This window comes from Pantoea sp. QMID4 (assembly GCF_030270445.1).
Taxonomy (GTDB): domain Bacteria; phylum Pseudomonadota; class Gammaproteobacteria; order Enterobacterales; family Enterobacteriaceae; genus Pantoea; species Pantoea vagans.
The window spans coordinates 118,974-140,972 of sequence record NZ_BSXL01000005.1; the positions used below are offsets into that span (position 1 = coordinate 118,974).

The 21,999-nt window shown below is 52.9% G+C and carries 20 protein-coding genes; 14 read left to right on the plus strand and 6 right to left on the minus strand.

From position 1 onward, the window contains the following. Nucleotides 1-60 precede the first annotated feature (60 nt). The gene (locus tag QSK07_RS12560) at nt 61-981 is read left to right on the plus strand and encodes an AraC family transcriptional regulator (protein WP_285721672.1); all 921 of its coding nucleotides are present in this window, start codon (nt 61-63) and stop codon (nt 979-981) included. Between the two features lie 311 nt (nt 982-1,292). Continuing rightward, nucleotides 1,293-1,598 (plus strand): hypothetical protein, encoded by a 306-nt coding sequence (locus QSK07_RS12565; RefSeq protein ID WP_285721671.1) that lies wholly within the window; start codon nt 1,293-1,295, stop codon nt 1,596-1,598. Between the two features lie 354 nt (nt 1,599-1,952). Here QSK07_RS12565 and QSK07_RS12570 read toward each other — a convergent pair whose 3' ends face one another. From QSK07_RS12570 to QSK07_RS12585, 4 genes are all read right to left on the minus strand, one after another. After that, nucleotides 1,953-2,207 (minus strand): biofilm/acid-resistance regulator YmgB/AriR, encoded by a 255-nt coding sequence (locus tag QSK07_RS12570; protein ID WP_285721670.1) that lies wholly within the window; start codon nt 2,205-2,207, stop codon nt 1,953-1,955. A gap of 163 nt (nt 2,208-2,370) precedes the next feature. Continuing rightward, complete coding sequence (locus QSK07_RS12575) at nt 2,371-2,664, minus strand: hypothetical protein (RefSeq protein WP_061060656.1); 294 nt, start codon at nt 2,662-2,664, stop codon at nt 2,371-2,373. A gap of 177 nt (nt 2,665-2,841) precedes the next feature. Next, nucleotides 2,842-3,087 carry a regulatory protein YcgZ gene (gene ycgZ / locus QSK07_RS12580; RefSeq protein WP_098049965.1) on the minus strand — a complete coding sequence of 82 codons (246 nt, stop codon included), beginning with the start codon at nt 3,085-3,087 and terminating at the stop codon, nt 2,842-2,844. Nucleotides 3,088-3,333: 246 nt separating this feature from the next. Continuing rightward, complete coding sequence (locus QSK07_RS12585) at nt 3,334-3,672, minus strand: hypothetical protein (RefSeq protein WP_285721669.1); 339 nt, start codon at nt 3,670-3,672, stop codon at nt 3,334-3,336. A 412-nt stretch (nt 3,673-4,084) separates the two neighbouring features. Here QSK07_RS12585 and QSK07_RS12590 point away from each other — a divergent pair, with 412 nt between their 5' ends. The 12 genes from QSK07_RS12590 to QSK07_RS12645 all read left to right on the plus strand — a co-directional run bounded on the left by QSK07_RS12590 (nt 4,085) and on the right by QSK07_RS12645 (nt 18,343). Then, nucleotides 4,085-4,999, plus strand: a complete 915-nt coding sequence (locus QSK07_RS12590) for a metal ABC transporter substrate-binding protein (protein ID WP_285721668.1) — start codon at nt 4,085-4,087, stop codon at nt 4,997-4,999. Next, on the plus strand, nt 4,996-5,811 hold the full coding sequence (locus tag QSK07_RS12595; RefSeq protein ID WP_285721667.1) for a manganese/iron ABC transporter ATP-binding protein: 816 nt from the start codon (nt 4,996-4,998) through the stop codon (nt 5,809-5,811). The genes QSK07_RS12590 and QSK07_RS12595 overlap by 4 nt, the downstream gene beginning before the upstream one ends. Nucleotides 5,812-5,813: 2 nt before the next feature. Continuing rightward, the gene (gene sitC / locus QSK07_RS12600) at nt 5,814-6,674 is read left to right on the plus strand and encodes an iron/manganese ABC transporter permease subunit SitC (RefSeq protein WP_285721666.1); all 861 of its coding nucleotides are present in this window, start codon (nt 5,814-5,816) and stop codon (nt 6,672-6,674) included. Continuing rightward, nucleotides 6,674-7,543, plus strand: a complete 870-nt coding sequence (locus QSK07_RS12605) for a metal ABC transporter permease (protein WP_285721665.1) — start codon at nt 6,674-6,676, stop codon at nt 7,541-7,543. Before sitC ends, QSK07_RS12605 begins: the two co-directional genes overlap by 1 nt. A 556-nt stretch (nt 7,544-8,099) precedes the next feature. After that, a complete protein-coding gene (locus tag QSK07_RS12610) occupies nt 8,100-9,644 on the plus strand; it encodes a methyl-accepting chemotaxis protein (protein ID WP_285721664.1) in 1,545 nt (514 codons plus the stop codon). Nucleotides 9,645-10,525: 881 nt separating this feature from the next. Next, nucleotides 10,526-11,464, plus strand: a complete 939-nt coding sequence (locus QSK07_RS12615) for an omptin family outer membrane protease (RefSeq protein WP_285721663.1) — start codon at nt 10,526-10,528, stop codon at nt 11,462-11,464. 263 nt (nt 11,465-11,727) lie between these two features. After that, nucleotides 11,728-12,291, plus strand: coding sequence for a hypothetical protein (locus tag QSK07_RS12620; protein ID WP_285721662.1), 564 nt, complete (start codon nt 11,728-11,730; stop codon nt 12,289-12,291). A 651-nt stretch (nt 12,292-12,942) separates the two neighbouring features. After that, a complete protein-coding gene (locus tag QSK07_RS12625) occupies nt 12,943-13,407 on the plus strand; it encodes a (2Fe-2S)-binding protein (protein WP_352230964.1) in 465 nt (154 codons plus the stop codon). Beyond that, on the plus strand, nt 13,404-14,396 hold the full coding sequence (locus QSK07_RS12630) for an FAD binding domain-containing protein (protein WP_285721660.1): 993 nt from the start codon (nt 13,404-13,406) through the stop codon (nt 14,394-14,396). The genes QSK07_RS12625 and QSK07_RS12630 overlap by 4 nt, the downstream gene beginning before the upstream one ends. Continuing rightward, entirely contained in the window at nt 14,393-16,702 is a 2,310-nt protein-coding gene (locus QSK07_RS12635) for a xanthine dehydrogenase family protein molybdopterin-binding subunit (protein ID WP_285721659.1), read from the plus strand. The genes QSK07_RS12630 and QSK07_RS12635 overlap by 4 nt, the downstream gene beginning before the upstream one ends. Nucleotides 16,703-16,796: 94 nt before the next feature. Beyond that, a complete protein-coding gene (locus QSK07_RS12640) occupies nt 16,797-17,363 on the plus strand; it encodes a nucleotidyltransferase family protein (RefSeq protein ID WP_098049977.1) in 567 nt (188 codons plus the stop codon). Further along, entirely contained in the window at nt 17,360-18,343 is a 984-nt protein-coding gene (locus QSK07_RS12645; RefSeq protein ID WP_285721658.1) for an XdhC family protein, read from the plus strand. Before QSK07_RS12640 ends, QSK07_RS12645 begins: the two co-directional genes overlap by 4 nt. Here QSK07_RS12645 and QSK07_RS12650 read toward each other — a convergent pair. Both QSK07_RS12650 and QSK07_RS12655 read right to left on the minus strand, forming a co-directional pair. Next, the gene (locus QSK07_RS12650; RefSeq protein WP_502921715.1) at nt 18,332-19,426 is read right to left on the minus strand and encodes an ABC transporter substrate-binding protein; all 1,095 of its coding nucleotides are present in this window, start codon (nt 19,424-19,426) and stop codon (nt 18,332-18,334) included. The genes QSK07_RS12645 and QSK07_RS12650 overlap by 12 nt on opposite strands. Before the next feature lie 34 nt (nt 19,427-19,460). After that, entirely contained in the window at nt 19,461-21,581 is a 2,121-nt protein-coding gene (locus QSK07_RS12655) for a TonB-dependent siderophore receptor (RefSeq protein WP_285721656.1), read from the minus strand. Nucleotides 21,582-21,999: the final 418 nt, after the last annotated feature.

The following is a 21,999-nucleotide window of genomic DNA, read 5'->3' on the forward strand; positions in this document are numbered from 1 at the left end:
GCTGATGTATTTTCAGGCCGTATCTTCTCGTTTTCTTGCCTGATCTTATGAGGTGCTGTAATGAGCGAAATAATTGCCCTGATCAAAGCCCTAGCGCCCCATGAGGGGTACAACCTGACGGCCTTACCCGGTGTGCGAATTCTGCGCGCCGACCGTCCTCTTGCCAGAACACCCGTGCTTTATGATCCGGGCATTGTGATTGTCTGTCAGGGCAGCAAACGAGGTTACTTTGGCCAGCAGACTTACTTATATGACGAACATCACTACCTCGCGGTCTCCGTGCCTGTGCCGTTTACTATGGAAACTGACGCGTCCGCGGATCATCCTCTGCTGGCTATTTACCTGCATCTGGATTTTCAGCTTGCCGCTGAACTCATCCTGCAGATCGATCAGCATGATGCTTCACATCCTCCCGCCGCGCCGCAGAGTATGATGTCAAGCCAGATGGACGACACGGTAAAGGGAGCCGTGCTGGGTTTGCTTGAAGCCCTGAATAGTCCGCTTGAAACCGCGATACTCGGACATGCACGACTGCGTGAACTCTACTTCCGTGTACTTACGGGCGAACAGGGCAACGCCATGCGTGCCGCGCTGGCCATGCAGGGGCAGTTCAGCAAAATAGGGAAAGTGGTAAAGCATATCCATACCACGTATGCAGAGCCGTTGACCCTGACTCAGCTGGCAGGGGAAGCGGGCATGAGCGTCCCGACCTTTCATCTTCACTTCAAAGCCATTATCAGGATGCCGCCGATGCAGTATGTGAAATCGGTACGCCTGCACCAGGCACGCATGCTGATGGTACGCCAGCAGATGACCGCTGCCGCAGCAGGCTACGCTGTGGGCTATGAAAGCTCGTCGCAGTTTAATCGTGAATTTAAACGCCTGTTTGGTCTGCCCCCGGCAGAGGAGATAAAGCGTATGCAGCGTCACTTCTCTGTTCCGCCCGTGCAGCAACCGCCGGTATTTGTATCATCGCATTAGTAAGGAGAGAGTGTAATCTGTGGTCATTTTGGAATAACAAAACGAACATCGGTTTTGCGCCAGATGTGAGCATAATTTTTTCAGGCATCTTATTTTCATCTATTGTTAAATCTTAAAGGCTGTTTCAAATCGACCTGTGTGGCAAACCGGTTCTGATCTTAAGTAACAATGATGGCTGTATTATTGCCCCCAAATACTGAAATTAAAGTGCTGGCGATTAAGTATTTGTGAGCAATGCAAATTATTAGCTATGCAGTGAAGCGGTGCCATCAGATATGATCCTCATACTAGAAACTCAGGATGAGTACCACATGAAAAGGTTAGTCAGAATTTTAGTCATCGCCATTACATCTCTGGCAGTGCTCGCATCTGCTGTAATGATTCTCATCATCGTATCTTTCAGACCTTCTGAAGTTAGTGCTGCCCGGACTGAAGCCTGCCGACATTATGATAATCAGACAATTATGACTAAAGTCATTCGGGCTAAAACCGGAGATGAGGCAGAGTGGCAAAGTTTTTCTGACGCTCAGCAAGCAGCCGAAAAGAATGGAATTCTTATTGACTATGAGCAGATGACATTCGGGAATGATATCTGGTTAGTCCCCTACTCAGCGTAACCATGGGTCAGCTTCCGGGGAATTCTTTGCCATGCTTGACTGCACGACAGACAGTGTAGAGTTCAGCCAGAAGTGATTTGCTGCCTGTTACCAGCAAATAAATAACATTCGCGCGGATTATTGCCCAGCAGAGTGATACGAGCGTCGTGGGGAAGCTGATAGGGGGATTTTGCTCGGGAAAGAATGGATGCGCCAGGGTTGTTTATGGCCGTTGCAACCTGCTATATACCTTGCAACTACGGTTGGGCGTTTAATACTCACCAGGTGGGTTATATCTCTTCGTCAAAAATTACCTGAAAGCAGAGTATTCATCTCACTGATCCTGCGTTATCAGGGATAACGCAGGAGAGATAATCAGATATCACTATCGTCAGGCGTACGGCCAACGACAATTTCCAGCGTTCTGCGCAACACATCCAGTCTGATCACGTCGGACGTGCATTCCAGTTCGGCGATCAGATAAAGAATTATCGCTTTGTTGGTCACACATCCCTGATCAGCCACGATGTCACGAATTACTGCGCCCAGCAGTTCGGTTTCCGGTGCCAGCAAATCGCCTTCACTACGAAAATAGTCAATGATGGATAAATCTGATGAAGAGTGTTGCATGATTTTTCTTTCTCTGAGGAAAATTCGTTATACGCAATGGGTGAAGTCAAAAACGAGTGTAGACGCTGTTTTCGTTTTGCCCAGCCAGCCAATAAAAATTTCACTTAAAGGATGCCGCTTCGCTTATTGCCAGCCGTGTCCGACAGGCACGCAATACCTTTTATCAGTGCTTTTTAGACCCATCAGGCGGGCCATCGCTGTTCATACGATGCGTCGTCTTATCACGTTCAGCACCGTCGCCCTGCACACGCTTACGTGCGGCGACCATGCCGTTCCGAACTTCAGTGATGGCTTTACGAATCACAGACACTTTTGTGTCGTCATCGGCGTTAGCAGCCATGAGTTCAAGCTGTGCGATTAAAGCATTACTCGACACCGGTTTGTCTGACTTGAGCAATGTCAGGACGGCTTCACCGATCATGACATCTGTCAGTTTCTCATCTTCACTTCTGTACATACTGGCTTCTCTGATTACGAATCATTGGCCTTGCTGCAGGTCCGTATACGTCAGCGGGTGCAACCTGGTGCACCAGATACGGCAAAGCAGTATTGGGCTTCGTTCCTGTGGGTAAATCTTCCTGAGTGTTGGCTAAGAGCAGGTATCGTGAATATTAGCTGACGCGGTGAGCGGACATTAATCTTCGCGACGAAAAAGCATCGCAATTAATTCATGCAGATGGCTCTGTTCTTCTGGCGTCGCAGCCAGTTCAAGGCGGCGCAACAGTTTACTGCAAATTGCTTTACGGCTAAGGCTATGACCTGCGCGCAGAATTTCGACCACTATCGAACCCAGTGTTTCCTGTTGGGAAGGTGAGCTGGCCTGATTGAAGTAACGGGCAATATCGCTGATCGTTTCCGGGGCTTGTCCGTTCTGACGCATGGTGTTTTCCTCAGATGGTGAAAATGTATAGCATTCCTAATGCGCAAGTTATACATCTTTTCAAAACTTGTACAGAATTTTGGATTTTTGGAATAGATTTTTTTGTGCAAAAAATGCTATAGCATTTAAAACAGTGAGTTACGGGAGGAGGTGACGAGGTGAAAATTGTACCATATTCTTGTACAGGAACAAGCCCTCCGCTGTTCCGACCTGACTACTCAGGCCGGCAGAAGGTTAGCAGCCATGTTAAGGCCTGAAGAAAATATCATCAGCTGAGGCGCTGATAGCCTGATCGATACCCGTATTTCTGGATAGCCAGTTTGCCGGACCGGTAGTGCGAGAACCAATTGTTTTGAATCCCGTCAGCCATTGACGTGCAGTTTGCATTTGCTTAAGGCGATACTCATTCACCTCAGAGTCAGCCATAACCTGCAACTCTTTAATCAGCAGCTCAACGTTCACTTCCTGACCAGCATTAAACAGGTTCATTGCGGCTTCGCCAATGATGACATTCGCTTTTTCGTCGCTGGAAAAATACAAAATATCCTCCTGGGTGATTGCGGTAAGTAACATTAACTGTAGCAAAAAAATTCATCAGGCTTAATTAATTTGGCCTATCAATAAGATTATTTTAATTATGAAATTGCTACGTCTGTTACGAAAATATCATCCGGCAATGCAACTTCCTTTTGTGGATGGCAGAGCGTAGTCGAACGCTAATTTATGCCATTACCTCTTTTCTCATTTTGTATCACTGAATCAGGCAGGTGAAAAACCCGCCTGTCGCGAAGCTATAAGCGGGTTGAATGCCACACATCATCAAAAATATTCCTATTTATATCATACAGTAACTGAACTCCTTTACAAAATCTGACAACTGAGCCTGAATGCTGAAGAAACTTCACATCTCCCTGCTTTCCGGAAGGTATAGCCTGTGCTATAAAAAATAGCCTATGCTAATTATGTTCTGTTTTTAATCATTTCTGGAGCCCGCCCAATGGTCCCGATAAAAAAGATCACCACGCTGTTACTGAGCGCACTGCTCACAACCCTGATGGCGAGCAGTAGCTATGCAGCAGAAAAATTTAAGATAGTGACGACGTTTACGGTAATAGCTGACATGGCTGAGAACGTGGCTGGCGATGCCGCGGAGGTCACTTCTATTACTAAGCCCGGTGCTGAAATACACGAATATCAGCCCACGCCCGGTGACATCAGGCGGGCTCAGGGTGCGCAGTTAATTATGGCGAACGGGCTTAATCTTGAGCGTTGGTTTCAGCGCTTTTATCAGCATCTGGACGGCGTCCCGGAAGTGGTGGTCTCCGCTGGTGTAACGCCGATGGGCATTGGCGAAGGGCCCTATAACGGTAAACCGAATCCGCACGCCTGGATGTCACCGGACAATGCGCTGATTTATGTCGATAACATTCGCGATGCGCTGGTGAAATATGATCCGGTCAACGCAGAGACCTACCGTCAGAACGCTGCCGCCTATAAGCAAAAAATTACCGCGGCACTGGATCCGCTGCGCCAGCAGATTCCCGCTATTCCCGAACAGAAACGCTGGATGGTGACCAGTGAAGGCGCGTTCTCCTATCTGGCGCGTGACCTGGGCATGAAAGAGCTTTACCTGTGGCCGATCAATGCTGACCAGCAGGGTACGCCGCAGCAGGTGAGAAGGGTAATTGACCAGATGAAGAAAAATGACATTCCGGCGGTGTTCAGTGAAAGCACCGTGTCAGATAAGCCCGCCCGCCAGGTCGCGCGGGAAACCGGTGCCCATTACGGTGGTGTGCTTTACGTCGACTCCCTGAGTAACGCGGAGGGACCGGTGCCAACCTATCTTGATCTGCTCAAAGTCACCACTGAGACACTGGTGCAGGGCATTAAAGCGGGAGAGAAAACGCAATGACAGACACCATTGTGGTTTCAGGCGTCACGGTAACCTATCGCAACGGACATACTGCGCTGCATGATGCCAGCTTCAGCGTGTCGGGCGGATCGATTGCCGCGCTGGTGGGCGTTAATGGCTCCGGCAAGTCAACCCTGTTTAAAGCGCTGATGGGATTTGTGCGGCTCGCCAGCGGCAGCATCTTGGTGCTGGGGATGCCGACCCGCCAGGCGCTGCGGCAGAGTCTGGTCGCCTACGTGCCGCAGTCGGAAGAGGTGGACTGGTCGTTTCCGGTGCTGGTGGAAGATGTGGTGATGATGGGGCGCTACGGGCACATGGGTCTGCTGCGCAGGCCAAAGTCGCATGACCAGCAGATTGTCAGTGAGGCGCTGACCCGGGTCGATATGCTGGATTATCGCCATCGTCAGATCGGCGAACTCTCTGGCGGGCAGAAGAAAAGAGTGTTTCTGGCGCGTGCGATTGCGCAGCAGGGCAGCGTGATCCTGCTGGACGAGCCGTTTACCGGCGTGGATGTTCAGACCGAGGCCAGAATCATCAGCCTGCTGGGGGAATTGCGCGATGAAGGTAAAACCATGCTGGTCTCCACCCATAATCTGGGCTCGGTTACGGAGTTCTGTGATTACACCGTGATGGTAAAAGGCACGGTTCTGGCCAGCGGCCCGACCCGGACTACATTTACCGCCGCTAATCTTGAGCGTGCGTTCAGCGGGGTATTGCGTCATGTGATGGTGAAGGGGCTGGACGATCAGATCATCACCGATAATGAACGTCCCTTTATTGCACCTCATGCCGCACGGGAAGAGGGGGGCTAACCATGGCGCTGTTACTGGAACCTTTTGGGTATTACTACATGCTTAACGCGATGTGGGTCTCCGCGATGGTGGGCGGGCTCTGCGCGTTTCTCTCCTGCTATCTGATGCTCAAGGGCTGGTCGCTGATAGGTGACGCGCTCTCACACTCTATTGTACCAGGCGTAGCGGGCGCTTACATGCTGGGACTGCCGTTTGCGCTGGGGGCATTTCTTTCCGGCGGGCTGGCAGCGGGCAGCATGCTGTTACTCAATCAGCGCACCCGCTTGAAAGAAGATGCGATTATTGGCCTGATCTTTTCCTCTTTCTTTGGTCTGGGCCTGTTTATGGTCTCGCTTAATCCGACTGCCGTGAACATACAGACCATTGTGCTGGGCAACATACTGGCGATTGCGCCAGCCGATATATTCCAGCTGGCGCTGATTGGCGGGCTGTCGATCATCATTCTGCTGTTTAAGTGGAAAGATCTGATGGTCACCTTCTTTGATGAGAATCACGCGCGCGCCATTGGACTCCGGCCTGAACGTCTGAAAATTCTCTTCTTTACGCTGCTGGCGGTCTCTACCGTGGCGGCACTACAAACTGTCGGTGCCTTTCTGGTGATTTGTCTGGTAGTGACGCCTGGCGCAACCGCCTGGCTGCTCACCGATCGTTTTCCGCGTCTGCTGATGATTGCTGTCGCGATCGGCACCATCACCAGTTTTCTGGGTGCCTGGGCGAGTTACTACCTGGATGGCGCAACGGGCGGCATCATTGTGGTCGCGCAGACGCTGCTGTTCCTGCTGGCGTTTGTTTTTGCACCAAAACATGGCCTGCTGGCTAACCGGCGTCGTGGCCGCCATCACTCTGAAAAGGAGCCTGGCTAATGTGGCTCCTTGACCCTTTCCTGTTTGCATTTATGAATAGCGCATTGCTTATTGCGCTGGTCGTGGCAATCCCCTGCGCGCTGCTGTCGGTGTTTCTGGTGCTGAAAGGCTGGGCGCTGATGGGAGATGCCATGAGCCATGCAGTATTCCCTGGCATCGTGCTCGCTTGGATGGCAGGACTGCCGCTGGCGGTGGGCGCGTTTGTAGCAGGGCTGTTCTGTGCCGTCGCCAGTGGTTTCCTGCAGGACAACAGCCGCATTAAGCAGGACACCGTGCTGGGCATTGTCTTCTCCGGCATGTTCGCGGTGGGGCTAATCCTCTACATCGCCGTGAAGCCTGAAGTGCACCTGGATCATATCCTGTTTGGGGACATGCTTGGCATCACCGGCGCAGATATCATTCAGACAGCGATTATCGCGTTGATCATCGTTATGGTGATTGTAGTGAAGTGGCGTGATTTTATGCTGTTCAGTTTCGATCCTCTGCAGGCGCAGGTATCTGGCTTACCCGCCCGTCTGCTGCATTACGGCCTGCTCTGCATGGTCTCGCTGACCATTGTAGCGACGCTGAAAGCGGTGGGGATCATCCTGTCGATCTCCCTGTTAATCGCGCCCGGCGCTATTGCGGTGCTGCTCACCCGTCGTTTTTCACATGCGCTGTTGGTGGCGGTTATGGTGTCGGTGCTGGTATCGCTGAGCGGCGTTTATCTCTCGTTCTTTATCGACAGCGCACCTGCGCCGACGATCGTGGTGTTGTTTGCTGTGGTGTTTGTCGTAGCGATGATCATTGCGGGACGGAAAACCCGGCAGCGGGAACGGCTGAAACATCGTTATAACGAAAAGAGCATCTGCGGTGATAAACCATCCTGATGCAATAATATGCGCGGTCAAATTCGGATTTCAGAGTGGAGAGCGTCTAAACAGACTTATTCTCAAGCCTGAAAGTTGATGCTTTAAACGGCGAATGACTCATCATGTCAGTTCTGGTAGTGACATCCGCTCTGTGCCCGGAGCGGATAATTTAATCTCTCAGTAATGATTGATGTTGGTATCAGCACAGATTCATGTTTGTTATGTGAAACAGAAAAAAAACGCACTCCCTTAGAAATTTATGATTACGGCAATACATGCAGCCGTGTTGAACAAAAAACAGGCTTAGAAATAATTTGTAGCGTGAAATGTTTTTTAACACTAATTAATTTGCTGGTAGTCATTATTTTAATTGATAACTATCAATGATTTGTATTTTTTCAGGCGTGCTCCTCTCTTTCTGATTTCTTAGTTTCCTCTCCCATCGTCTATATATATTTTCTGTCGCGCCGTTATTGATGGCGCGACCAGAGAAAATTTTTCATGGTTTTTTATTCAACCTCATTTCTTAACACCAGAGCAACATAGCAATCTCAAAAATATAACGGAAAATAATATGAAAATAGCTACGCGTCTTGTCGCAGGGTATAGCCTGCTGGTCATCCTTTTTTTTCTCTGCACCGGGACGGCACTTCATGCACTCTGGCAGGCCAGGGACGATATGGAAAACGCTGTAAATAATAAAATTTACCGCTATGAACTGATTCAGAACATGCGGAATGCGGCCAGAGACATGGCGGTGGCAGTCAGGAATATTGCATTACTGAATGAACAGAATGACAGACAGCCTGAATGGGACAGGATGGTCGCTCAAAAAGCCATCTACATTCAGAACAGGGACAAGCTGACTGCCAGTATGTCGCAAAACGTCTCAGCGGAAGGCAAAAGTGCGCTGGAAAATCTGACCTCGACGGATGAATCCGCACTGAGTCTGCTCATGACGGCGGGTAGAAAAGCGATGGAAGCACCTCAGTCTGAAACTGTTGATTACCTGCTAAAAACCGTAAGGCCCGGACAGCGATCAATGCTGAATGCCCTCGATCGGCTTTCGACTATTCAGATGCAGGTAAGCAGGAAAACCGTTCTGGATGCTAGGGCAGCAGCTTCGCAAACGGCTACGCTGATGTCAGTGATGGTATTGATATCTTTCCTTGTCGCTATCGCAGCCTGTTATTCCATCATTCGGACGCTCATGCGTCAGCTGGGCGGAGAGCCCGCACAGGCACAGGCGCTGGCCGCGGCGATTGCGTCAGGTAACCTGACATCGCCTGTTCTGCTGCGGCATAACGATACCTCCAGCCTGCTGGCCTCGCTGGATGTTATGCAGACCAACCTGCGCAGCATGGTGGCAAATATCAGAGATACCTCTGCATCCGTTGCACTGGCCGCAGATGAAATCTCGCAGGGTAATACAGAACTCTCCTCCCGAACCGAACAGCAGGCCGCTGCCCTGCAGGAAACGGCGGCAAGCATGGAACAGCTCACTGCTACCGTAAAAAGCAATGCAAGCGGGGCACATGAGACCGCCAACTCGGCCCGTGAAACTGCGCGGCTTACCCACGCTGGGGAAACGGATGTCAAACGTATGGCAGAGACGATGCAAGCCATATCAATGAGCGCGACTAAAGTCCGGGACATTACCTCTGTGATTGAAAGCATTGCGTTTCAGACGAACATTCTGGCGCTGAATGCCGCCGTTGAGGCGGCACGAGCAGGAGAAGAAGGACGCGGCTTTGCTGTGGTCGCGGGTGAGGTCAGGACACTGGCGCAGCGCAGTGCCTCTGCCGCCCGGGATATAAAACTGCTTATTGAAGAAGCGGTAACCCAGGTGGAAAGCGGCGTCACGGTCGCATCGTCAACCGGCGACAGCATTATGAAAATTGTTAGCATGGTGAATGAACTGGCTGTGTCGATGGATACGATTTCCCTTGCCTCTTCAGAGCAGATGCAGGGCATATCTCAGGTCAGTGTCGCCGTGACGCAGATGGACAGCGTGACGCAGAATAATGCCGCGCTGGTGGAAGAGTCGTCTTCTGCTTCTCAGTCGCTTTCTGAACAGGCGCACGCGCTGCGGGGCATGGTGGCCGCATTTCAGGTGTGATTTCTTCTGGTGAAAGCATTTACTTGCTGGAGGTGCCGCCAGTATTCGCACCGCCGATGGTTTGCTTTTCCGTCAGATGAGGATGGGTGACAGGCACCTGTCTGTCACCCAGCGCTCAGACATCATTCTTTTTTCACTTTCTGACCACAGAAAAAAGAGCTTGAAAGGGAACAGGGGGAAGTAAAGATACCCCTGTTGTCGCCTGATCACGCCTGAAGTCAGCCATGCCGCCTTAGTGCGCTTTACGGCCAGGCTCGAACCTGAAGAAGTGTGCCGCAGCCCGAGCTGGACCGCTGATAAATCCAGCTAACGCGCTAACCATTTTGATCACTCTTCGGGGAAAGGACAGATGACCACATTGTGAATGATGCGCTCAGTGGTAAGGCCTGAGTAAACCTGCCTGTATCCCACGGCACTGCCAGTTCTAAAGCTGGCAGACCTTGCAGAATGTAAAACATCACCTGGAATGTGTCCTGTGCGGTGTGGTGCTACTAAACCTCACTTCAGAAAACATCTCTCCTTATTGCCGTCGTCGTCTCATTTGTCTTTTTTTCATAAGGCGGCTTTTTGCCAGCCGCAGCAGTTGCTCGCCTGAAACAATTTTCTGGCCAGGCAAAAAAGGGGCTGATGAGTGACGCACTGCGAAATAACAAAAATATTTAATGTTTTTCAGAAAGCAGCCGATTAAGGAATTTGCCTTAACGGTTCAACGCTGCGAGCAAAAAGGGGTAAAAAATCACGGCTTCGCATGAGCTGTCGCGCAGGCTTTTGCCAGGACTCCGGGACCCGGACCCGGCAGGTGAGTATAGAAGCCCAGCAGCCGTGCTACGAAAAGAACGGCGCTGCTGTACAAGGATTACCTTTATGGATAGGGAACTGAAATGAAAAAAAGCACCGTTGCAGTGATGATGATGGCGACTCTGTCAGGCGTAGCCTGTGCAGATGCAGGTCGATTTTCACCGAATTTTTCTCCGGAAAGCTTAATTGTGTCGACGTCAGCTGGGATGCTGAGTGGCAAATCTCATGAGATGGTTTATGACACCGAAACAGGTCGCAAAGTCAGTCAGCTGGACTGGAAAATAAAGAATGTTGCTATTCTCAAAGGCGAGTTATCCTGGGATGCATACTCATTTCTGACGCTGAATGCGCGAGGCTGGACTTCTCTGGCTTCTGGTTCGGGTCATATGGATGACTATGACTGGCTCGATGACAACCAGTCTGACTGGACGGATCATTCATCTCATCCCCGCACAGATGTTAATTACGCCAATGAATACGATCTCAATGTCAAAGGCTGGGCGTTACAGGGCGATAACTATAAGGCCGGGCTGACTGCTGGTTATCAGGAAACCCGTTTAAGCTGGACAGCTTTTGGCGGTTCATACAATTACGATAACGGCGCTTCTGTCGGTGATTTCCCAAGAGGCGAGCGCGGTATTGGTTATAGCCAGCGTTTTTCCATGCCATATATTGGCCTTGCGGGTCAGTATCGTATTAACGACTTTGAATTTAACGTCTTATTTAAATTCAGCGACTGGGTGCGGGCACACGATAATGACGAGCATTACATGCGCGATCTTACCTTCCGCGAGAAAGCGACTAATTCGCGGTACTACGGAACATCAGTAGATGCCGGCTATTATGTTACGCCAAATGCCAAAGTGTTTGCCGAATTCACCTACAGCAAATATGAAGAAGGCAAAGGCAGCACTCAGATTATTGACAGATTCTCTGGTGAATCAGCATCAATTGGGGGAGATGCGGCGGGTATATCAAATAAAAACTATACCATTACAGCTGGTCTGCAATACCGGTTCTGATTCGATTCTGTACGCCTGATGATAATATAACGCAAAGCCCCTTTGGGGCTTTTTAATGTTTTTAGCAAAACGATAAAATATTAAGTGCGTATATAATTCACAATTAAATTAATAACCTGATTTATTTAAGTAAAATTTAAATTCGGCAGGCCAGCCTCCTTTTTTAAGTGATTGTAAATCTTATTTAGTCGATAAATATCGTTAAGTGTCATTCCCGTTTGCTGATAGCGTCCAGCATAACGCATCTCAGGAATAGAAAATAAATGCATGTCATCCCGAAAATCATGAGAATTGCTGCGTTTTCCCCCGTTATTTTCCTCACTGGCTGTTCCACGCTTTTACCCCTTAATTATACAGATTACGAAGGTAAAGATGCAGCGACGGTGGTGGCTATCAATCCAGAGGGATTTGTGGGTACATTTTATCTTTCGGTCTATGAGAAGAAAGGCACCTGTTATGACAGAGTTGATCGTCATCAACTGGCGTCAAATCTTATCCCCTCCGCTGGGCGCGTTATGACAGCAAAGGTACAACCTGGCAGGCTCATGGCTTTTCAGCAGCTCAACACAATAATGAGCGATTACGACACACAAGGAAAAAAAACGAGATTCCCGGAAAGCTATTTACTCTCACAGTGGGTTCCATTTATTCCACAAGCGGGTAAACGCTACTTTATTGATACTAAATATGGTGCTCGGGAGATTTCATCGGATTATGCGATTACTGTTTATTCAGACCCTGCCAGAATTGCGTCTGATTTTAAAGCGCTTCCCCGGGATAACTGGGACGCCAGAAATCGTTGTCAGCATCTGATAGGCGGCAGCTAATCACGATTCACCTGTCGCTGTAACGGCGTCACAGTGAAGGAATGACAAGCAATCGGCCAGTATCGTTGACACCGAAAGGGATTGAGCATTTCTGCCACTTTCACAGAGGATGTGGATAGCCCGTGAAAATCCCGGTGTATGACTTCGCCAGGGGCGACATTTTTGGCCAGACTCCTCATCTGAAGCGTGTCTGATTAAGCACGTCTTAACGCGCCTGTTCTTATGCCGGGGTTGGCACTATCAGTTGATCAGCCTTTTCACTCCGCCTGATATCAACTCTGACATTGGCGGATAACGTCCTGGTCGTAATTTGTGAAAAACTTAGTGAGGCGGCTGCATCAATCCTGTAAGCGATACTGGCAGGGAAGATCCAGAAATATATCCTCTAAAATCAATAATATGAAATCGCTATATTATATAATATATAGCGTATTACCTTCCATTTTTCATCAGATAACGCTGACTTTTTCCTGACATGGCCGCCAGATTGCCAAAAAGCTGCTAAACCTTAAGACAGAGATACGCGCGTAAAGATTAGGGTTATCACGATTTTCCCCGATTTAACTCCCGTCAGAACTAAACCTATAAAAATTTCATCTTTTAGCCCCCAACAATGGGAAGCAGACAATGTCGGAAAAAATATCGTTAACAATGCAGGTCAATGGTCAGTCTCAGCAGATGCAGGTCGATCCGCGAGTCACTCTGCTGGATGCTCTGCGTGAGCATCTTAACCTGACCGGCACCAAAAAAGGGTGCGATCAGGGACAATGCGGTGCCTGCACCGTGCTGATAAATGGTCAGCGTGTGCTGAGCTGCCTGACGCTGGCGGCCCAGGCGGGTGGCGCTGACGTCACCAGTATTGAAGGGCTGGCCTCCACCGAGGGTGAACTGCATCCGGTGCAGCGCTGCTTTATGGAGAATGATGCCTTCCAGTGCGGTTACTGCACGCCGGGTCAGATTATGTCTGCTGTAGCCTGCATCAAAGAGGGCCATGCCGGTTCCGAAGATGAGATTCGTGAATACATGAGCGGCAACCTCTGCCGTTGCGGGGCTTATCCGCACATCGTTGATGCGATAAAACAGGCCGCTGCTGAGATGGCTAAGGAGTCCGCATGAATGAATTCAGCTGGAAAGTTGCGCAGTCACCTGAAGAGGCTGCCACTCTGAAACAGCAGTCGGGCAGTCAGTTACTGGCGGGCGGCACGACACAGCTCGATCTGATGAAGTGTGGTGTCTTTACGCCACCGCAATTAATTGGCATCAGCGGCTTAACGGCGCTGAAAAATCTGCAGTTTGATGACCATAAGATCACCGCTGGTGCACTGGTCACCATGAGCCAGCTGGCCGATCATCCCGCCTGCCAGCAGAGCGCGCCTGCCATCTATGGCAGCCTTTGGCAGGCTGCCTCGCCGCAGATTCGTAATATGGCGTCGCTGGGGGGAAATTTACGCCAGCGCACCCGTTGTAACTACTACCGTGACCCGGCAACGTTCCCGGCCTGTAACAAACGTAATCCCGGTTCCGGCTGCGCCGCCCTGGATGGCGTCAACAGCAATCACGCGATTCTGGGTGCCAGCGACAGCTGCATTGCCGTCTATCCCGGCGATCTGGCGGTTGCGCTGGTGGCGTTTGACGCCATCGTCATACTGCAGAATCAGCAGGGCGAAAAACGTCGCATCGCAATTGATGACTTCTTCCTGCTGCCGGGTGATACGCCTGACCGTGAGCACAATCTGCGCGATGACGAGATCATTGTGGCCATTGACGTGCCGCAAACCGAGTCACTCCGGCACTCACACTACCTCAAAGTCCGCGACCGCAGCTCCTATGAGTTTGCAGCAGCCAGCGCGGCCGCAGGCTTCACGCTGGAAAACGGCGTGATGCGTGACGTGCATATTGCCCTGGGCGGCGTCGCCACTAAACCCTGGCGCGTCCGATCGGTCGAACAGGCACTGGAAGGCCAGCCGTTTGATGAAGAGACGGTGTTTCAGGCGGCAGAACGGATTACTCAGGAGACAAAGGCGCTGACCCACAACGCCTATAAAGTAAAACTGGCGCCGCGAGTGATTGCACGCGCGTTGATGGCAGCAGGAGAAACCGCATGAGTGAAGTAAACGACAAAGTGCGTCCGGATGTGATCAACGCGAACTCAGCGGCAGACACCCGGATTGAAGGCCTGGGCGCTGCCCGCTCCCGTGGCGATGGTAAAGTGAAAGTCACCGGTGAGGCCCGTTATGCGTTAGAACATCAGCCGGAAAATCCACTTTACGGCGTGGTTATTCAGTCTGCGATTGCCAGCGGTCGCATCAGCCGCATGGCGACGGAAAAAGCGCAGCATGCCGCAGGCGTGCTGGCGGTCTATACCCACCTGAACACGCTGAAGATCAACAAGCCCACCGCGATTGCCGATGGCGGCGCGGCGCAGTCAACCTACACCCCGATTCAGGACGATGTGATTATTCACAACGGTCAGAACATCGGTCTGGTTGTCGCCGAAACGTTTGAGCAGGCGACCTATGCCGCCTCGTTGGTGGAGATTGAGTATGAAACGTCTGATGCACTGATTTTTGCCACCGATGAGGGCGTTGAACCGAAACCGCTCCCGAAGCAGGATATCGATATGGGCGACGCCCAGTCGGCGATGCAGCAGGCCGAGGTGCGTCTGAGCCAGCGTTACACCACCCCGCGTGAATACAACATGCCGATGGAGCCGCATGCCTGTGTGGCGGAGTGGCAGGATGGGCGCATTACCGTCTGGGAACCGAGCCAGTGGGTAGCTGGCGCGCAGGTAGAGATTGCCGAGTGGATGGGCATTAGCGTGGAAGACGTGCGGATCATCTCACCGTATGTCGGCGGTGGATTTGGCTCTAAGCCGGTGCCTTATACTCATGTTGCGCTGGCGACGGCGGCATCGCGGGCACTGAAGCGCCCGGTCAAAGTGTCGCTGACCCGTCCGCAGACTTTTACCGGTCTTGGCGGTCGTCCGGCGACCTCGCAGCAGCTGGAACTGGGCGCATCCCGCGACGGCAAAATCCAGGCAATTATCCAGCGCAGCTTCAGTGAAACGTCACTCATCGACGTTTTTGCCGAGAACTGCAGCAAAGTCACCGCCCGCATGTATGCAGTAGGCAACGTTTCCGCGCAGCATCAGGTCAGGCCGATTAATACGGTGACGCCAGGCTGGATGCGCGCGCCAGGTGAAAACCCAAGCGCATTTGGGCTGGAAGTGGCGATGGATGAGATGGCCTATGCCCTGAACATTGATCCGCTGGAGCTGCGTCTGCGCAACTGGGCAGATAAAGATTATCAGCTCGACCTGCCGTGGAGTTCTCGCCGTCTGAAAGAAGCTTATCATAAAGGCGCAGAAGCCTTTGGCTGGGATAAGCGCATTATGACGCCGCGCTCTATGCGCGAAGGGCGTGAACTGATTGGCTGGGGCATGGCCTCCGGCACCTATCCGGTTAATAAACTACCGGCTGAAGCAAAAATTATCCTGACGCCGCAGGGAAAATTTGTTGTGCAGTGTGGCGGTGCAGATATCGGCACCGGAACCTATACCATTCTTGCGCAGACCGCTGCCGATATTCTGGGTGTCGCGTCCACCACCATTGAGGTGCAGCTGGGTGATACCGAACTGCCGCGCGCGGGTGTAGCGGGCGGATCGCAGCTGGCGGGCAACGTGACCGCGGCGGTGAACGACACGGCCAAACGGATGCGCGACCAGCTGCTGAAGCTGGCCAGCGAACTGCCACAGTCGCCACTGAAAGGCACGCCTGCGTCTCAGCTCACGCTGAATGGCGACGGGGTGCAGCATATTCAGCGCCGCGATCTCGCCGTTTCCTTTGCTCAGCTTGCGACGCTGGCCCCGGCGGAGCGTCTGATGGTGAAAGGCGGCACCTTCCCGGACGATATGTCAGAAAGCGAACGCGACAGGATGGTGCGTAATCTTAATGACGGCACCCGCCCCGAAAAATTCTCTGCCCACAGCTGGAGTGCGCAGTTTGTTGAGGTCCGGGTCGATGAAGATTTCGGTACCATCCGGGTTAAACGGATGGTGGCAGCGCTCGACAGCGGTCGTCTCTATAACCCGAAACTGGCACGCAGCCAGTGGATTGGCGGCATGATCATGGGTGTGGGTCAGGCGCTGATGGAGGAGGGCATCATCGATCCGCGTAACGGTCGGGTAATCAACAACAACCTCGCAGATTACTTAGTGCCGGTTAATGGCGACATCCCGAGCATTACGACCATCAACGTGGGCGAGCCCGATTTCGAGGCGACCACCATGGGCGGCAAACCGGTGGGTGAATTGGGTATCGTCGGTGTTGCGGCAGCGATCAGTAATGCGGTGTTCCATGCCACCGGCAAGCGTGTACGCGACCTGCCGATTACGCTCGACAAGCTTGTCTGAACCGGTTCCTGACCTGCTGCCAGCAGGCCGGACGGTGGTTATGCGGGCGCGGGCTAAGCCAGCGCCCGTTTTTCACGCATAGCGGAGAAAGAGAGTGAAGATTGCGCTGATTGTACTGGCCGCCGGGCTGAGTCAACGTTTTCGCCAGCAGGCGGGCGGGCATAAGCTGCTGGCTGACCTTGAAGGCAAACCGGTGCTGCAGCGCACGCTGGATCAGGCCGCTGTCAGCGGGCTTGACCTGTTCGTGGTGACCCGTCCCGACGCACTGGCAATCCAGTCGCTCTGCTCGCGGGCGACTGTCGTGCTGTGCGACAGCGGCGGACTGGGCGAGTCCATCGCAGCGGGCGTTATTGCCAGCCATGAGTACGACGGCTGGCTGATTGCGCTGGGCGATATGCCGTTTGTGACGCCTGACAGTTACCGTGCCGTCGGTGCCGCGCTGGCGCATTCGCCGATCGTCAGGCCAGTCATTGAGGGCAAGCCGGGCCATCCGGTGGGTTTTCAGAATCACTATTTTCCAGTGCTGAGCACGTTACAGGGCGATGCCGGGCCACAGACGATCGTGAAAGCACAGTCCGTCCGGCTGCCGCTTCACGATCGCGGCTGCCTCTGTGATATCGATTTTCCTGCCGATCTGCAGCTGATAAAGGAATTTTCATGATAACGCTGGATCAACGCGTGATTAATGCAGCACTGAGCAGTTGCCGGGCGGGCCAGCAGGTCTGGCTCTGCACGGTGCTGCGCACCTATGGTTCGTCGCCGCGCGCACCCGGGACACTCATGACGGTTAACGAAACCGGCGCGTATTGCGGATCGCTGTCAGGCGGTTGCATCGAAGATGACTTTCTGGCGCAGCTGGCGGCGGGGGCGTATCGCGCCAGCAGTCAGCGGGTGCGCTATGGCGAGGGCGGGATGCGTCCTGACGTCAGCCTGCCGTGCGGCGGCAGTCTGGAAATCGTCATAGAGTTTCTGCCGGCTGATGACGCTACACTGGCGCTGCTGACGGCGATGCAGCGCGCGCTGAGCGGGCAACAGCCGCTGGTAAAAATGATACGGCCGGCCGAGCGCGCGCAGTGGGAGGCGATTGCCGCCGACAGGAGGCTGCCCGCACTGGATGCCAGCGAGCAGCAGATGTTACTGCCGGTTGGCGCGATACCGGAACTGCTGATCGCAGGCTACTCCAGCGTGGCACATGAGTGCATCCGACTGGGACAGATGCTGGGCTTTCACGTGCGGGTCTGTGAGCACCGACCGGAAATGCGGACGGAGCTGGAAAGTCACTTCAGCGACGCGGACAACGTGACGCTCGTATCACAGCATCCGGCGCGCTGGCTGGAACTGAACGGGGCGCACGCTGCGGTGGCGATTGTGGCACTGACCCACGACCCGCGCATTGATGACCTGACGATGATGGAGGCGATTGCGACCCCCGCGTTTTACATCGGAATTATGGGTTCGGCGAAAAACAGCGAGAAACGACGGGCACGTCTGCAACAGATCGCGGGAATGGATCGGGCAGAACTGGACCGCATCCATGCGCCCATCGGCCTGCCTATTGGCAGCAAAACCCCGGCGGAGATTGCGCTGTCGGTCATGGCCGATATCGTCCGGGTGAAGAATAGCGAGCCGTCAGCCGCCTGATCCCGCAGTGTTCTCAGGTGCCAGCCGATAAAGATAGCTGCCCGAGTAAGGGATGGGCAGGAAATCACGAAACAGCTGCTGTAACGTCTGTTCGGGATCGACGTCGCGGAACAGATGCGGATAGAGCGTGGTAGCAAAGAACTCGGTCGCTACGACGTGCCACGGGCTGAGATAAAAATTGTGCCAGATGGCTCCGGTATGTCCCACCCTTAGCGCGGTCAGCTGTTTCAGTGCGTTCTGCTGACCGGTCAGTACGAGCAGGCTCTTCCGGGTCTGCAGCGTGGTGACGGCGGGGCCGAATTTCAGTGCGCCCGCCTCATCGGCGCTGCCGCTGCCGGTGGCAAAGTAGTACTCCGGCTGGGCAGCAATCACGCTCTCCTCACTCAGCCGCCCGAACACGCCTTTAATCTGCTGGCTTGCGATGTTATTACCACCGGCAAATGTCAGCAGCTCACCCAGATTGCCATTCACCGAGGTGACGCAGCATTCGCTGCGCCGTCCAAGATGCAGTTGCAGCAGCACGGAAGGTTTCGGGCCGTGATAATTCGCCAGCCGATCGGCAATACGCTGCATGTGGCTGCGGTAGAAGTGATTAAACTCAGCCGCGCGCTGCGGCTGATTCAGCACCTCACCCAGCAAAGTGATGCTACGCTCTGTGTTTTTCAGCAGATTGACCCGCAGATCGATCTTCACCACCGGGATATGCGCTGCAGCGAGCATCTTCTCCAGCACGGCGCCGTTTTCACTGTCGCGTGCCAGCTGCGGCAGGATCACCACATCGGGCTTGAGCGCGATCACCTGTTCGGGATTCATATCGTTAACGCCATCCAGCCCCACGACCGGAATTGTCTCCATCCGGGGAAACTGGCGGGCAAAAACCTGCCAGGTCTGAGGATCGTACTTTTTCAGATCCTGCGGCCAGCCGGCAATATGCTGCAGCGGATTACCGGGCGTCAGCAGTGCGACGCTGTAGAGCATCCGACTTTCACCCAGCACAATTCGCTGCGGATGGTCGGGAATCGTGACCTGGCGACCGGTGATGTCGGTCAGCGTGCGGGCATGTGCACCCGCGCTGACCAGCATCACAGTGATCGTCAGTAGCACCGAACGTAGCGAGTTAAAATTCAACACGGGCCTGTACCATCAGATTACGGGTTTCGCCTTCACGGACGCGCAGGTTGCCGCCGCTTGAACTGTAGTAGTGCTGGTTAAACAGATTATTGATATTCAGACGCAGCTGGGTTTTTTCACCAAACAGGCGGTTGTTCCATGCCACGAAGCTGTCTGCCACTATATAGTCTGGCAGGGTGAAACTGTTATCAGGATCGCCCGCACGGCTGCCGATATAGCGCGCACCGCCGCCGAGCCTGAACGTGCCGGGCAGGCTGGTAATCTGCATCTCATGACTCAGATAGAGCGCACCGGCATGACGCGGCGCGTTCTGCAGGCGATTACCGTTGTTTTCCGGATTCACCCGATCGCTGACGATCTCTGCCTGATCATAGCTGTAGTTGGCACTTAAATCCCAGCCGGGCGCGATTTCGCCGTTGAGCTCAAATTCAGCGCCAGTCGAGCGCGCTTTATCGATGGCCCGCGTGCTGCCATTGATGTTCAGTGACATCGCCTTTTCATCAATCCGGTAAAGCGCCACTGTTGCCAGCAGTTTCGGCGAAAGCTGCCATTTGCTGCCGACTTCCCAGCTCGTGCCCTGTTCAGGTTTGCCGACGTTACCGTCATCATCCACATCGGTAGATGGCGTAAACGATTTGCTGACGCTGGTGTAGAAAGAGAGGTCTGGGGTGAGTTTGTAGATTACCCCCGCCTGTGGCAGAAACTTATTACCCTCATCGTTCAGGATTTCTGACTGGGGATTAACGCCGCGGGAGGCGCGCTGTTCATAATGCTGATAACGGCCGCCCAGCACCAGAGTCCAGTCCTGTGTGAGTGAAATACTGTCTTTGGCGTAGAGCGATCGGCTATGAATACGGTTCAGGTTATTAGCGCCGGTGGTGTTTTCCGTGCTGTCATCTGTAACTGGTGAAAGGATGTCATAGTCAGGATTGAAGTAACTGAACTGGCGATTGACCTTGCCCAGATACTGATGGGCGCGATAAGTCTGATTCATCTCATAGTCGGTACCCACCACCAGCGCATGTTGCATGCCCAGAATTCTCGGGTTGCCCAGCAGGTCCCAGCTCACATATTTGGTTTTGTGGTTAAACCCGCGATTGGCATCGGCGCGACGAGTAACCACGCCAGTGCTGGCATTGACCGCCGTTACGCGGACTTCATTGTTGTCATAGCGCCGCTGATTCCAGCCCAGGGTGAACCGGGTGCGCCACTCATCATTAAACTGCCAGTCATAGTGGGCATTCAGGGTTTTATTATGACCCCATGCGTGATTGGCTTTGTCATCCAGACGATCTTTATAGCCGATATTGATCGGCTTGCCGTCGATAAAGGCCGTGCCGCGATCGTAGGGAATATCATAACGGTAGTCGGCATAGCTGATCAGAAAGCTGGCCTGCTCGCCAAACCATTGCAGAGAAGGTGCCAGCAGCGTGTGCTCTTCACTGCCGAAGTTGCGCCAGTAATCCTGATTCTGCTTTTCGGCGATGAGCCGGAAGGCAAAGCCATTGCCCAGCGGGCCGGTGACATCCAGCGTACCCGCACCGCCACCTTCACTGGCATAACGTCCGGTAACGCTGGAGTGCCAGCTGTATTGTGGCTTTTTGCTGACCACATTGATAATGCCGCCCGGATTCTGAATGCCATACAGCAGCGAGGAGGAGCCTTTCAGCACTTCAACCCGTTCGGTCGTGGCATCAAAATTGAGTCCCTGACTGCTACGGATGCCATCGCGATAAACCGATCCATCGGCATTACTGCCAAAACCGCGTCGTACAAAGCCATCTTCGGTACCAGCCAGCGTGTTGGCTTCTGAAACGCCGCTGACAAAGCGCATCGCATCCGCCAGTGAGCTGGACTGGAAATCCTCCAGCTGCTGTTGCGTCACCACGCTGACCGATTGTGCTTCATCGAGCCGCGCGGTTGGCATTTTACTGGCAACGCTGGTTTCGGTGTCGCTGTAATTTCCTTCTGAACTGGCATCGGCGGTCACAGTCATATCTGATGCGCTGTCGGTTGCTGCACTGACCTGCGGCAATAGCATGCTACCGCAGATCGCCACGACCAGAGCGGGGTGCCGGGCCGGATATCGCGAGTCTCTGTTTTTCATTTTTCTTTTCGTATCTGTTTCTGGAGCTAATAAGGCCCTGATGGCTGATGACTACGCCGGGCTTCCCTGAAGGTGTTCTGCAAGATGCAGCGGTTTAAACAGAGGCGATCAGCATTTGGGCTTTACGATCGTTACGGCACCCGGACGACAATGCTTCTCATCTGTAATTGAGAATCATTCAAACATTCGGTAATGTAGTAGTAAACACAATTATCACATAAATCACTACAGTTATGGCTAAGAGTGCTTTCATTGATAATCAGATGCGCGTTCAGTACAGGTTAATGAATACATTGATTTTATCTTCATGTTAAATACTGTTTGAGGCATAAATCCCCATTTTTTGCAGGTGAAAAAGAAGACAAATTCAGCCATTCACTACATTTTTAAGCCATATGAAGCTTCAGGATAAACAGAC